The sequence below is a fragment of the Delftia sp. ASV31 genome (assembly GCF_016428765.1).
Lineage (GTDB): Bacteria > Pseudomonadota > Gammaproteobacteria > Burkholderiales > Burkholderiaceae_C > Comamonas > Comamonas acidovorans.
The window spans coordinates 1-13421 of sequence record NZ_JAELTK010000121.1; the positions used below are offsets into that span (position 1 = coordinate 1).

Here is a 13421-nt window from a genome sequence, read left to right on the forward strand (position 1 = left end):
GTCCATGGCCGCGTAGACCTGCTCGGCCACGCCCAGCGCATTGGCGCCGGGCGACAGGAAGATGCCCACGGCCGCCATGTTCTTCTTGTCGCTCCACGAGCGCAGCGTGTAGTCGCTGGCGCCCAGCTCGATGCGGGCCACGTCGGCCAGGCGCACGACCTGGCCGTCCGCACCGCCCTTGAGCACGATGCTGCCGAATTCCTCGGGCGTCTTCAGCCGCCCGCGCACGTTGATGGACAGCAGCTTGTCCGCGCTCTGCGGACTGGGCTGCGCGCCCAATTGCCCGGCCGAGACCTGGATGTTCTGCTCGCGGATGGCGGCAATCACCTCAGGCGCCGTGAGCTGGCGCGCGGCCACCTTGTCCGGGTCCAGCCACACGCGCATGGCGTAGTCGCCCGCGCCGTAGATGCCCACGTCGCCAATGCCCGGAATGCGTGCCAGCACGTCCTTGATCTTGAGCGTGACGTAGTTGCGCAGGTACAGCGCGTCATGCTGGCCATCCTGGGACACCAGGCCCACGTACATCAGCGGCGTGGACGACTGCTTTTGCGTGGTCACGCCGAACTGGCGCACCTCCTCGGGCAGACGGCTCTGGGCCTGGCTGACGCGGTTTTGCACGCGCACGGCGGCCGTGTCGGGATCGACGTCGGGGCGGAAGGTGGAGACCACCTGCAGGCTGCCGTCGGACGCCGCGACCGACTTCATGTACATCAGGCCTTCGACGCCGTTGATGGCCTCCTCCAGCGGCACGGCCACCGACTCGGCGACCTCCTTGGGATTGGCGCCCGGATAGGTGGCGCGCACCACCACGCTGGGCGGCACGACCTCGGGATACTCGCCCACGGGCAGCTGCGGAATCGCGACCAGCCCCACGGCGAACAGGATGATGGAGAGCACGACCGCGAAGATCGGCCGGTCTATGAAGAATTTGGAGAAGTCCATGGTGCTTCCCGGTTCACTGCGCGGCCACGGCCGGCGCCTTGGCCACCGCCGCCTGCCCGTCGCCGGGCGCAGGCTTGGGGCTGATCGGCATGCCGGGGTAGTAGATGCGCTGCAGGCCGCCGACCACCAGCCTGTCGCCCGCCGCCAGCCCCTTGTCCACCACGCGCCGGCCATCGACCATGCGGCCCAGCTCCAGGTCACGGCGCTCGGCCTTGTTGCCCTCGCCCACCACATAGACGTACTTGCGGTCCTGGTCGGTGAGCACGGCCTTGTCGTCGATCAGCAGCGTCTGCCGCTCGCCGCCCGCGCCCTGCGCGTCTTGCAGTTGCACGCGCGCGAACAGGCCCGGCGTCAGCAGGCGGTCGGGATTGGGCAGGCGGGCGCGCATGCGCACCGTGCCCGTGCCCGCGTTGAGCTGGTTGTCGGTGAAGTCCAGGCTGCCCGCATGCGGAAAGCCTTCGTCGCCAGCCAGCCCCACACGCACGGGCCGCTGCACGCCGGGCCGCCCCTTGGTGTCCTTGGCGGCCTGCTGCTGCCGCAGGAAGCTGTGCTCGTCCGCATCGAAGTAGACATACACCGGGTCCTGCGAAACCACGGTGGTCAGCACGCTCTGGTCGGCCTGGGCCAGGTTGCCCACGGTGAGCAGGGCGCGGCCCGCGCGGCCGGAGACCGGCGCGCGCACCTCGGTGAAATCCAGGTTGAGCCGGGCTGCCGCCAGCGCGGCCTCGGCGGCGCGCACCTGGGCGGCGCTCTGGGCCAGGGCGCCGGCGCGCGTATCGGCTTCCTCGCGCGAGACGGCATGCTCGGCCACCAGCTGGCGGGCACGCTGGTCCTGGGTGCGGGCCAGCGCGGCGCCTGCGCGCGTGCGCTCCAGCTCGGCCTCGGCGCTGGCCAGGGCGGCGCGGTAGGGCCGCTGGTCGATCACGAACAGCAACTGGCCCTTCCTGACCTCCTGCCCCTCGCTGAAGGCAATGCGCTCGATATAGCCCGACACGCGCGGGCGCAGTTGGACCGACTCCACGGCATCGATGCGGCCGTTGAACTCGTCCCAGACACGCACGCTGGCCGGCACGACCTCGCTCACCAGCACCTCGGGCGCAGGCGGCGGACCGTCGCTGGCGTGGGCATCGCCCACGGCCTGCGGGCGGCAGCCGGCAAGCAGGGCCAGCGCCGCCAGGGCGCCTCCGAACAGGGCACGCCGCAACGGCGGCGGTGGAAGAACGGGCATGGATCGACTCTCCTTGAGGGGGATGGGCAAGGCCCTGCTGCCGGGGCTGCGGCGGGGCCGGAAAAAGGGGCGGGACCGCAGGCTCTGGAGGCCTTCCAGGCGGTTGCTCACAATGGGTTGCATTCTTCAAGTTCAAGTGAACTTGAAGTCAAGATCCGCGCGCAAAGACACCACGAAAATTGAGGACGGTTTGCCAGGGATATCGCTGGCCGGATCGGACAAGCGCAGCGGCAATTGACCAGGAACGACCTGAGAAGACCTGGAAAGACCTGGACAGGCCCGGCCGGCCGCAGGCGCGCACAGACGGACACACGCGCGTTGCCGCACCTGCAGGACGCCAACACTACACTGCAAGGCCATCTGACCCAGGGTGGCGGCCAGGCATTGCCAAGAACCGCCAAAAACGCCGACGAACGCCGACACCCTCCATGGAAAAGCACTGGATGCCTGCCGCATGAATCTGCTTGCTCACGCCACACTGTCCCGGCCACAGGGACGCAACGAACGCATCAGCACCGTGAGGGTGCTGGCCCTGGAGATGCCGGGCGGCGACACCACGGCCAACGCAGCGCGCCATGTCGTGACCTTGCAGGTCACGCAATTGAAGGCAGGCGTCGTCGCGCAGGTCGATGACAGCACGCTCACCCCCTTGCCCCAGGCGCTGGAGCCTGCACGCCAGCGCGCGCTGGCCTACCTGCGCCAGCGCCTGGGCGCGGGCGATGTGCTGCAGTCCCATGAGGGCTTTGCGGAGCTGGATGCTGAAGCAGGCCCGGCGCCCTCCCCCGGCCCGGCCCCGGGACAGGCCACGGTGCCGCCAGGCCTGCCGGAGTCGGCCCTGCAGGCCGGCGCCATTTCCGCCCTGTGCAAACGCCTGGACGGCAGCGCCTGGCGGCTGATGCCCTCGGGCCAGCAGGCCCGGTTGGTGTGGCGGCTGGCCGAGTATGCGGACCCCGCGCGCAGCGGCGCCGCCCAGCGCCTGCTGCATGCCCAGGTTCCACGCCTGGTGGCACTGCTGGGCACGGGGGACGATCTGCTCGACTACTGCCTGGCCTACCTCATCGGGCGCCTGGGCGATGGCGGCGCGGCAGTGGCCCTGCAGGCGCTCTCGCAACGCGGCACCAGCGAGGCCACGCGCGATCTGGCGCACCAGGCCTGGCTGGCCCTGCTGGAGCCGCAGGAACGCCAGGCGGCGCTGCAGGAGTACCAGGCGCAGTGGGCCGGGATTCCCCCTCAGGAAAACGGCCCGAAAGAGGACGGACCGCAGGCCGAACAGGCCTTCTTCCAGGCCCTTGAGCCACAGGCGCTGCTGGCGGCCGATGCGCTGGGCGCGCACGACGGCGCCGTCCACCAGCAGCTGCTGGCCTGGATGGAGCGCATCCCCTTCACGCGCGCATGGTGGCCGGCCCTGCGGCGCATCCACAAGCGTGCCGAGTGGCGGCGCGACCACGCCCTGCTGGCCGTGCTGCATGCGCGCTTCGATGGCCCGCGCGACGAGGGTGCCGTCTTCAGCCGCGACACCTCGCTGTACCTGCGCCTGCGCGGCTGGCGCCAGCTGCGGCGCATGGCCTCGGCCGACCACAGCGAAAGCGCCGCCCATGCCGCAGCCCTGCTCCAGGCCATGGACCGCTGCTGCGCGGGCCAGCCTGCCTCGCGCTCCGGCCGCCTGCCCGAATCGCGCTGGCTGCTCGCCGCCCGGCTGCTGCTGCCGCACTGGCCGCAACTGCATGCCTCGGCCCGCGCCCACACCTGGTACACCGACGAGCCGCTGGACCTGCAGCAGCTGCCCGCGCAGCGCGTGGAAGGGCTTTCGGCCATGTGGGATGCCCACCCCGGGCAACTGCTGCAACTGGTGGGCCGTTCGCAGTCCCCGCTGCTGCTGTGGTCGCTCACGCGCGCCCTGCAGGACCAGAAGGCCTTTCTGGACGGCCTCGATGCAGCGGCCACCGCGCCGCTGCTGCACAAAACCTATGCACCGGCGGCTGCGCTGGGCCTTCGGATCGCGCAGCAGCGCATGGTCTCGCTGACCGACGATGCGGCACGCCGGCCCTGGCTGCTGGCGCTTGCGCAATGCGGCGACGGGCCTGCCGCCAGCTACCTGGGCGCCTGGCTGTCGCGTGACCGCGCAGGCGCCGCGCGCGATGCCGAACTGGTGGCCGCCCTGCTGCTGTCACCGGCCGCCAGCTCGCGCACCCAGGGCCTGGCCCTGCTGTTTTATGCCGATGGTGCAGCCGTGGCCCTGGCCTTGCTGGCGGCGCTGCCCACGCTGGACGCCGAAAGCCCCGCGCTGGCCGATATCCGCGATGCCGTGCAGGCGCTGTTCGATGGCAACGGCCCGCTGGCTGCGCAGGCCGCCAGCGCCCCGGCCCCGCCGCTGCACCACCTGCTGGCGCACTCGGTGACGGCGCTGGTGGAGATGGCCACCGCCTGGCTGCTGGCGCATCCGCAGGGCCTGCGGACCCTGCCGCCGGCGGCGCTGCGCGGGCTGCTGGAATCCGAGGAACCTGCGCGCATGGCCTGCGGCATACGGCTCATGGGGAGCCTGGCCGATGACCTGCTGTGCGAGCAGGCCGCCATGCTGGCCGAATTCGCCGTATCACCGCATGCCGCCTTGCGTGCAGCGGCAGCGCCCCTGGTCGAGCGCCTGGCCGGCACTCCCCTGTACAACACGCGCTGCAACGCCCAGATCGCCGAGCGCCTGCACGAGGTGCTGTTCCGCGCGGAAAAGGCCGAAGGCGTGCACGACGCGGCGCTGCGGCTGCTCACCGGCCCGCTGGCCGCCGTGGCCCCGGCCCGCGATGCCTCGGGCATCTGGCGCGCCCTGCAGGCGCAGGCCAAGGGCGCACAGCGCTACGGCGCCTGGGGCCTGAAGGCGCTGGACCTGCAGGCCTACACGCTGCGCCAGTGGTCCACGCTGGCCCGGCATGCCGATGCCGACGTGCGCGCCTTGAGCCGCCAGAGCATCGATGCGCAGCTCACCCCCATGGACCGGACCCTGCCCGAGCAGGCCGAACAGCTGCTGCCGCTGGCCGACGCCCTGTTTGCCGACACGCAGCAGTACGCACGCGAGATGTTCGGCCAGCGGCTGCCGGACGGCGCCCTGTCGCCGCAGCTGCTGCTCGGCTGGGTCGATCACGCCCAGCCCTGGGTGCAGGCCCTGGGCCGCCAGCGGCTCGCGCAGCACATGAGCGCGCCCGAGGCCAGCCTCTTCCTCACGCGCCTGGCCCAGCACCCCGCCACCAGCGTGCAGCTGTTCGTCACGCAATGGCTGCTCGCCCTGCCCGACGAGCCCGCGCCGCAGCGCGCGGCGCGCCTGCAGGAGCTGCAGCCCTACTTCCTGGCCGTGCTCAGCCAGGTGCACCGCGCGCGCGCCAGCAAGACGCGCGTGCTGCATTTCCTGCGCAGCCAGGTGCAGGCGCCCGAGACCGCCGCCGTGGTGGCGGCCATCTTTGCGCGGCAGGTGGTCAGCGCCAGCCATGCCGACCAGCCCGACTATGTGGCCGGGCTGCGCGACATCGTGCAGCGCCATCCCCAGCTGGCGCAAAGCTTCATGCAGCCCCTGGCGGCGGAGCGGCGCGGCCAGGCCCCGTCTTCAACCTGAGCGCCGCAACAAGGCACGGAGTCGATCGGACATGGAATTTCGCTATCAGTACTACGGCAGCACGCAGGTCAACGACACGGCGGCCGAGCAGGCCTTCTCCTTCGCGCCCGACCTGCTGCGCCCATCCACGCGCTTCGACGGCCTGCTCCGGCGCGACGGCCCGGCCTACCTGCAGGTGCGCGAAGGGCTGTCCGCGCTGCACAGCGTGGTGGTCAGCGACCTGCGCACGCGCGGCCGCGACAAGACGGCCTACCGCGAATGGCTGCAGGAGCACGAAGCGCAAATGCTGGCCACCTTCATGGCCGACACCGGCGGCGCCCAGGCGCGCGCCAAGGAAATCAGCGCCGAACTCAAGAACCTGCGCGAGACCCGCAACCAGGTGCTCTCCCCCTTCTACAAGGCCCAGCGCAAGTACTTCGACTGGCTGTTCGTGGCCAACCGCGATGCCTGGTATGTGCTGGACCCCGTGATCACCGTGCACCCGGACCGGCTGCTGTTCGAGGCCTTCAGCCAGGACGAGTCGAGCTACTGCGCGGTCAGCATCCGGCACGAGGCCTTCGAGCATGCGGGCGAGCGCATCTGCGGCACCACCAACATCGATTACTCGGCCAGCCTCTACGAAGAATTCCAGAAGATCCGCAACTACCGGGACACGCGGCTGACGCTGGACCCGGCCGGCTTTGCCGTGCAGGTGGGCGGCGACCCCGCGCTGCGCGAGGAAAAGATCGACCTGCCCGACAGCTGGCTGCGCGGCTTCGTGCAGGTCTCCAGCGCCATGGCCCTGCCTGCCACCGTGCTGGAGCTGCATCCCATGGACCTGTTCAACATCTGCGCACGTCTGCGTGCCCGGCGCGAGCGCCACGGCCCGCGCGCGCTGCGCTTCGAGCTGGCGCCGGGACAGCCGCCCACCGTGGTGTTCGAGCCCTGGGAGGAGCGCCTGGCCACCCGGCGCTCGCACGTCGTCAGCGATGCCATGGGCACGGGCGGCGGCACCATCCGCCTGTGGGGGCGCCGCCGCCTGCTCACGCTGGAGCGGCTGATCTCCCAGGCCACGCGCGTGCGCGTGCACCTGCTGGGCAGCGGCATGCCCAGCTTCTGGGTGATCGAGCTGGGCCTGGTCACGGTCACGCTGGGCCTGTCGGGCTGGAGCGCCAACGACTGGGCCGCCAGCGCACGCTTTCACCTGATGGCGCCGCAGGCCGAGGTCACGCCTGCCGATGTGCAGGCCGTGGGCCGGCAGCTGCAGTCGTGCTGGCAGGCCGGCGCGCAGGATCTGACCCAGGCCACGGGCCTGGCCCCGGCCCAGGTGCACACGGCCATGACACGCTGGATGCAGGCCGGGCGCGCGGTCTACGACCTGGACGCCGGGCGCTACGCCTGGCGCGAACTGCTGCGCGAGCCGCTGACGGCGCAGCAATTGCAGCCCGCCAGCCCCGAGGAGGACAAGGCGCTGGCCCTGGTGCGCGGCAAGGCCATTGCCCCGCCGCGCATCGACCGCAAGGACGGGTTCAGCCGCATCACCGGCCAGATCCCGCGCGCCGACGGCAAGCGCCTGTTCGACACCCAGCTCGAACTCGATGCCGACGAACGCCTGACCGATGCGCACTGCAGCTGCAACCACTACCAGCAGTACCGGCTGCGCCAGGGGCCCTGCGAGCACATGATTGCGCTGCGCCTGGTGGCGCAGCCCCAGCTCGATGCCGCCCGCCAGCCGACCGGCCTGCAGATGAAGGCCGCAGGACAAGGAGAAATCGCGTGAACCGCTTCAATTGCTCTACACTGCCACGCGGAGCGACGCGCAGGCTCTTGCAATCCGGGTGGTGTTTCGCCACCCTTGTGAACTGCCGTTTCATGCACCACGGGCGCCGTTTTCACTGTGCCACCCCAGCGACGGTATGCGTTTTCCTGAGTGGCTTGCCACAAGCGAAACACGCATACCGTCGCGGGGTGGCGTCGAGCGAACAGCTCCCGTCCCGTGAGCCCTGCGGGCTCTTCGACGAGAAGCGCGTCGCTCCATTTCTTTGCCCGCCGCACGGCGGCCGGGCCCGCCTTGCCGGGGTGGCCGCATGAGCCAGCCGCAACCCACACGCGCCGAGATCTACGAGCGCATCAAGGCCTCCAGCAAACAGGAAGTCATCCTCGACGAGATGCAGCGCCTGGGCTTCTGGCCCAAGGGCGAGGGACAGCCGCAGCTGGCCGCAGCCCACATCCAGCGCGAAGGCGAGCTGCAGCGCGAACTGGCCCAGCTGCGCCAGCAGATCGCCGTGCGCCAGAACCCCGAGCGCGCATTGCGCCAGATGCGCAAGGAGCGCATGCAAAAGGCGCTGGCCCAGCGCGAGGAAACCAAACGCCGCCAGGCCCAGGAGCGCCACGACAAGGCGCTGGCCTGGCATGCGAAGCGGGCCACGCACGTGGGCTATCTGGGCCCCGGCGTCTCCGCTGCCCTGCAGGGGCCGCAGGCCGGTGAGGCACCGCCTGCTGCCGGGGAACGCCGGCAGGCCGACCCGCAAAGGCTGGCCCGGCATGGCCTGCCGGAACTTGCCGATGCGGCGCAGCTGGCCGATGCCATGGGCATCACCGTGGCCGAGCTGCGTTTCCTGGGCTTTCACCGCGAGGTGGCCCGCACCCACCACTACCACTCGTTCACCCTGCCCAAGAAGACCGGCGGCGAGCGGCTGATCTCCGCGCCCATGCCGCGCCTCAAGCGCGCGCAGTACTGGGTGCTGGACAACATCCTCGCCAAGGTGCCCGCGCACGATGCCGCGCACGGCTTCCTGGCCGGCCGCTCCATCGTGAGCAATGCCGCGCCGCATGCGGGCCACGACGTGGTCATCAACCTGGATGTGAAGGACTTCTTTCCCAGCATTGCCTTCGGCCGCATCAAGGGAGTATTCCGTCATCTGGGCTATGGCGAGGCCATGGCCACCCTCCTGGCCCTGCTGTGCAGCGAAAACCGCGCCCAGGCCTGGCAGGTGGATGGCGAAAAGCTCTTCGTCGGCGGCAAGGCGCGCGAGCGCGTGCTGCCCCAGGGCGCGCCCACCAGCCCCATGCTCACCAACCTGCTGTGCCGCCGCCTGGACCGCCGCCTGCTGGGCCTGGCCAGGCAGCTGGGCTTTGTGTACACGCGCTATGCGGACGACCTGACCTTCTCGGCCTCGGGCGAGGCCGCGCGCGACAACGTGGGCCGGCTGCTGGGCCGCGTGCGCTGGATACTGCGCGACGAAGGCTTCACGCCCCACCCCGACAAGGAGCGCGTGATGCGCAAGGGCCGCCGCCAGGAGGTCACGGGGCTGGTGGTGAACGCGGACAAGCCCGGCGTATCGCGCCAGACGCGCAGGCGCCTGCGCGCCGCCCTGCACCGCGCCACGCAGGCCAGCGCCGGCAAGCCGGCGCACTGGCAGGGGCAGGCAGCCCAGCCCTCGCAATTGCTGGGACTGGCGCAGTTCGTGTACCAGGTCGACCCCGTGCAGGGCGGCCCGCTGCTGGGCCAGGCCCGCCAGCTCACGCGCAGCCCCATCGACCGCGCCAACGATGCCCTGCTGCAGGCCAGCCGGCAGGACCGCGCGGCGGCGCGTGCGCAGCCGCCCGCAAGCGCACAGTTCCGGCGTCTGGCCGCCAGCGGGCAGGCGCCTGCGCTGGCCAGCGGCAAGACGTGGTGGCAGCCGGCCGAGCCGGCGGCACCCGTGATCGAGAAGACCGACCAGCAGCGGCGCGAACAGCGGCTGCAGGAGCGCGAGGCCGCACGCGCCCAGGCAGCTGCGGCCGCACGGCCGGCCGTGGACACGCCGCAGCAGCAGCCCGCACAGGCGCCGGGCCCCGACGCCCAGGCACCCGGCCCATCGCCGATGCCCGGCCTGCTGACCTACTGGACGCAGATCGTGATCTGCTTCTTGCTGGGCACGGTGTTCCAGGCACGCCTGATCACGCTGATCGGCATCGTGCTGGTCCTGCTCCTGCGCTACCGGCGCATACGGCGCTGGGATGTCTTTGCCGCTGCGATGGTGGTGGCCGTGCTGCTGGGCCTGGGGCTGCGGCTGTCGTGATGTTCGCGGGGCCGCAGGCCTCAGAGGCCTGCGGCCCCGCCCGCCACGGGTGCGCTGCGAAGCGCCAGAAAGCGGCGCGGCGAGGTGCCCACCGCCTTGCGGAACATGGTCACGAAGGCCGGTGCGCTCTCGTAGCCCAGGGCATCTGCCACGGTCTGTATGCGCAGCCCCTCGGACAGCTTTTGCAGTGCGGTCAGCACATGCAGCTGGCGGCGCCACTGGTTGACCGTAAGCCCGGTCTCGGCCAGGAACAGCCGCGTCATGCTGCGCTCGCTCATGCCGATGCGCTGGGCCCAGTCGGCCAGCCGTGCCTGCAGCTGCGGCTGCTCGCACAGGGCGTTGGTCATGCGGCGCAGGCGCCGGTCGTGCGGCAGGGGCAGGTGCAGTCCTTCGGGCTGCGCCGCCTGGATCTCGTCGAGCAGCACCTGCATGAGCCGGCCATCGCCGCTGTCGGGCTCGTAGTCCTGCGGCAGGCCCTGCACGCGGTCCAGCAGCGCACTGAGAAAGGGCGAGACGGCCAGCGCATGGCAAGGTCCGGGCACGGGGCGCACGGCCCCTGCCTCGACAAAGACCACGTAGCCGCTGGCCGCACCGCTGCAGCTGACGCGGTGCAGCGTGCCGCCCGGAATCCAGGCTGCGCTGCGCGGCGGCACCACGCAGACGCCCGCATCGGTCTCCAGCGTGATCAGCCCCGCATGGGTGACCATGAGCTGGCTCTTGCGGTGGGCATGGAAGTTCATCCCCCAGTCGCCGGGGCCCGACCGCATGGGCAGGACGATCACGGGACGGTCCACATGGTCGGGGTCCCACCTCTCGGGCAGGACTTTGAGCAGGGCTGAATCCACGGCATTCATGGTGTTTCTCTCAGTTCATGTCAATCGGTCATCAATCGGACCCGAGCAGCTCCCGTGCACGCTGCTGCGCCTCCTCGGGGGAGGCCACCAGCAGCATGGGATAGCCCCAGGCCTTGCCGAACATCTGTGCGAAGGCCTCGGCCTCGGCGCGCTTTTGCGCATCGGGCTCGGCGTGGACCAGGGCGCGCACCAGGCTTTTGAGCTCGGGGCGGCGGGCCTTCATCCACAGCACGACCTGCTTGCGCTCCTCAGGCGAGCGCTCCTCCTGGGACATGTCGCCGTCGCTGAAGAAGACAAAGGCCTGGCCGCGGGCCAGCAGGGCCGAGAAGTCCTCCAGCAAGCGGTCCACGGCCACGGCCTTGTCGCGCTCGTAGCCCATGCGGACCAGGGGAAAGCTGCTGCTGTCGATGTACATGGAAACCTCCGGCCGATGCCATTCAATACAAATGAGACCCATTACTGTATGAATGAACGGCAGCTGCGTCATTGCAGCACTCAGCCAAAGAATTTCGCAGTCCGGCCAGTACGCTCGCATGGGCGGTACAGACCCGGTTGCCCTGTTCCTGTGCTTTCGCTCAGAATGGCCGCATTCTTCGAGTTCAAGTGAACTTGAAGTCAAGCCACAAAGGAAAGCCACCATGAAAACCGAGGATGATCCGCTGCTCAGCATCGGCGACGTGGCGCAGCGCAGCGGGGTCAAGGCCTCGGCGCTGCGCTTTTACGAGTCGCTGAACCTGATCGAGTCCGTGCGCAGCGCCAGCGGCCACCGGCGCTACCACCGCTCGTCGCTGCGGCGCATCGCCTTCGTGGTGTTCGCCCAGCGCATCGGCTTCACGCTGGAGGAGATCGCCGAGCAGCTGGCCAAGCTGCCCAGCCGCCATGTCCCCACGGGCGGGGACTGGCAGAAGATGTCGCGGGTCTGGAAGCAGCGGCTGGACGACCGCATAGGCGAGCTGCAGCGGCTCAGCGAGAGCCTGGACCAGTGCATTGGCTGCGGTTGCCTCTCACTGCGCCACTGCGTGCTGCACAACCCCGGCGACCTGTGCGCACAGAACGGCCCCGGGCCGCGCCGCTGGCTGGGCGACCCGCCGCCCGTGGCCATGGGCGGGCCCTGCCCGGGCCACTGCCACGACGAAGGCTGATCAGGATGAGCTATGTTCCCAACATGACGAGATTTCCAATTCCGGAGGGCAGCACCTACAAAACCGTGAGTGGGGCTGACGGTAGACAGTACATGGATGGAGTGGGAATCATCGTCGTCAAAGGCCACGGATGGGGCAACGCAATCGGCCATGTGACCCTATGGAACGGCACAGAATGCTCTGACACTTGCCACTTGATGTCGGACCCTGACAACGGCACGTTCGTGCCCGATATGGCATCCATTTGGGTATTGCCATGAAGCCCGCAGTCCTGCTATGGGTCTTGGCTGGTATCGCTTGCGCAACCGTGCAGGCGCAGACGCTCCCGCAAACAAGCAAGTACAGCCAGAAGACCCTTCTGAAGAATTGGGCGCTCAGCATTTGCCTGGCGCAAGTGGCTCAGGACGAGCGCACGGCCAGGGACGCCGGGTCCACCGCCGGAGCCTACCTGGAATTTGGTCAACAAGACTTGGCCGTGTATGACGACCTCCGGGCTCTGGTTGCCAAGTATGTTGCCCTGAAATACGGCGGCTCAGTGCCCTCGGAATTCAACACAATGAAGTGCATTGACCTGTTTCACAGCAAGGAGCTTGACCGGATCACCTCCAAGGCAGTGAAGAGTGTGAAGGTCAGGTAGGCCGGGACACAGAAAGGGCCAGCCGGTCAACGCTGCAAGGCAATACGCCCATGCAGACGATGAAGATCTGCGGCCCCGGCGCGGCGCCGTGTCAGGTCGGCTTGCGCACGAAGTCCAGCACCGCCTGCAGCATGCGCTGCAGCGTGGGCTGGATCTGTTCGGCGCGCTCGGGCAGGTAGTCGAAGGGCAGGGCTTCCTGCATGTAGCTGCACTGCGTCATCTCCAGCTGCACGGCGTGGATGCCGGCCTCGGGCTGGCCGTAGTGGCGCGTGATGTAGCCGCCCGTGAAGCGGCCGTTGAGTATGGCGGTGTGGCCCGGCGCGGTCTGCGCAATGGCCAGCAGATGCTCGGCCAGCTCCAGCGCGCAGCTCGTGCCCTTGCCGGTGCCCAGGTTCAGGTCGGGCAGCTTGCCTTCGAAGAAACGCGGCAGCACCGAGCGGATGGAGTGCGCATCCCACAGCGCCACGGTGCCGTGCACGGCCTTGAGGCGGTCCAGTTCGGCGCGCAGCTGTGCGTGGTACGGGCCCCAGATGGCTTCGCGGCGCGCGGCGATCTCGGCGTCTGCAGGCACATCGGCCGGGTCGGCGTACAGCGGCGTGTCGTCGAAGGTGTCCACGGGGCACAGGCCGGTGACGCTCTGGCCCGGGTAGAGGCTGGCGCCATCGGGCGGACGGTTCAGGTCCACCACATAGCGCGAATGCGTGGCCACGAGGATGGAGGCGCCCATGGCCTTGGCGAACTCGTACAGGCGCGGCAGGTGCCAGTCGGTGTCGGGCACGTGGCGGGCTTCCTCGGTCAGGCGCGCGGCGATGTCGGGAGGCACATGGGTGCCCGCATGCGGCATGGAGATCAGCAGCGGCGCCGTGCCCTGGTGGAAGACGAAGGGAGGGGGAGCGGTATCGGTCATGGTGTGATTCTGGAACGTTTCTGGCGGATTTTGCGGGCCCATGGCATGCGGGTGCCTCAGGATTGCAGGG

At 69.7% G+C, this 13421-nt stretch carries 11 protein-coding genes; 6 read left to right on the forward strand and 5 right to left on the reverse strand.

The features are described 5' to 3' along the window. Together JHD82_RS26785 and JHD82_RS26790 are read right to left on the reverse strand one after the other, a co-directional pair. A partial coding sequence (locus JHD82_RS26785) for an efflux RND transporter permease subunit (protein WP_199139773.1) occupies positions 1-942 on the reverse strand: 942 nt, incomplete at its 3' end. Between the two features lie 13 nt (positions 943-955). Beyond that, a complete protein-coding gene (locus JHD82_RS26790) occupies positions 956-2170 on the reverse strand; it encodes an efflux RND transporter periplasmic adaptor subunit (RefSeq protein WP_199139775.1) in 1215 nt (404 codons plus the stop codon). A gap of 454 nt (positions 2171-2624) precedes the next feature. On the opposite strand from JHD82_RS26790, the gene JHD82_RS26795 reads away from it, so the two are divergent. From JHD82_RS26795 to JHD82_RS26805, 3 genes are all read left to right on the forward strand, one after another. Next, positions 2625-5768, forward strand: coding sequence for a hypothetical protein (locus JHD82_RS26795; RefSeq protein WP_199139777.1), 3144 nt, complete (start codon positions 2625-2627; stop codon positions 5766-5768). 31 nt (positions 5769-5799) lie between these two features. Next, a complete protein-coding gene (locus JHD82_RS26800) occupies positions 5800-7527 on the forward strand; it encodes an SWIM zinc finger family protein (RefSeq protein ID WP_199139779.1) in 1728 nt (575 codons plus the stop codon). Between the two features lie 307 nt (positions 7528-7834). Beyond that, positions 7835-9811: a reverse transcriptase family protein gene (locus JHD82_RS26805; RefSeq protein ID WP_199139781.1), complete on the forward strand. Its 1977-nt coding sequence runs from the start codon at positions 7835-7837 to the stop codon at positions 9809-9811. A 20-nt stretch (positions 9812-9831) separates the two neighbouring features. Here the strand turns inward: JHD82_RS26805 and JHD82_RS26810 are convergent, their stop codons facing one another. Together JHD82_RS26810 and JHD82_RS26815 are read right to left on the reverse strand one after the other, a co-directional pair. Next, positions 9832-10665: an AraC family transcriptional regulator gene (locus tag JHD82_RS26810; RefSeq protein WP_034397632.1), complete on the reverse strand. Its 834-nt coding sequence runs from the start codon at positions 10663-10665 to the stop codon at positions 9832-9834. A 31-nt stretch (positions 10666-10696) separates the two neighbouring features. Further along, entirely contained in the window at positions 10697-11080 is a 384-nt protein-coding gene (locus JHD82_RS26815) for a hypothetical protein (RefSeq protein ID WP_199139783.1), read from the reverse strand. Positions 11081-11303: 223 nt separating this feature from the next. Here JHD82_RS26815 and soxR point away from each other — a divergent pair, with 223 nt between their 5' ends. Genes soxR through JHD82_RS26830 form a run of 3 tightly spaced genes read left to right on the forward strand, consistent with a single transcriptional unit; the run spans position 11304 to position 12444 of the window. Beyond that, positions 11304-11807 carry a redox-sensitive transcriptional activator SoxR gene (soxR, locus tag JHD82_RS26820; RefSeq protein ID WP_012202096.1) on the forward strand — a complete coding sequence of 168 codons (504 nt, stop codon included), beginning with the start codon at positions 11304-11306 and terminating at the stop codon, positions 11805-11807. 23 nt (positions 11808-11830) lie between these two features. After that, the gene (locus JHD82_RS26825) at positions 11831-12067 is read left to right on the forward strand and encodes a T6SS effector amidase Tae4 family protein (RefSeq protein ID WP_374191668.1); all 237 of its coding nucleotides are present in this window, start codon (positions 11831-11833) and stop codon (positions 12065-12067) included. Beyond that, positions 12064-12444: a T6SS amidase immunity protein Tai4 family protein gene (locus tag JHD82_RS26830; RefSeq protein WP_199139787.1), complete on the forward strand. Its 381-nt coding sequence runs from the start codon at positions 12064-12066 to the stop codon at positions 12442-12444. The genes JHD82_RS26825 and JHD82_RS26830 overlap by 4 nt, the downstream gene beginning before the upstream one ends. A gap of 91 nt (positions 12445-12535) precedes the next feature. Here JHD82_RS26830 and hutG read toward each other — a convergent pair whose 3' ends face one another. Then, complete coding sequence (gene hutG / locus JHD82_RS26835; protein WP_199139789.1) at positions 12536-13393, reverse strand: N-formylglutamate deformylase; 858 nt, start codon at positions 13391-13393, stop codon at positions 12536-12538. Positions 13394-13421 lie beyond the last annotated feature (28 nt).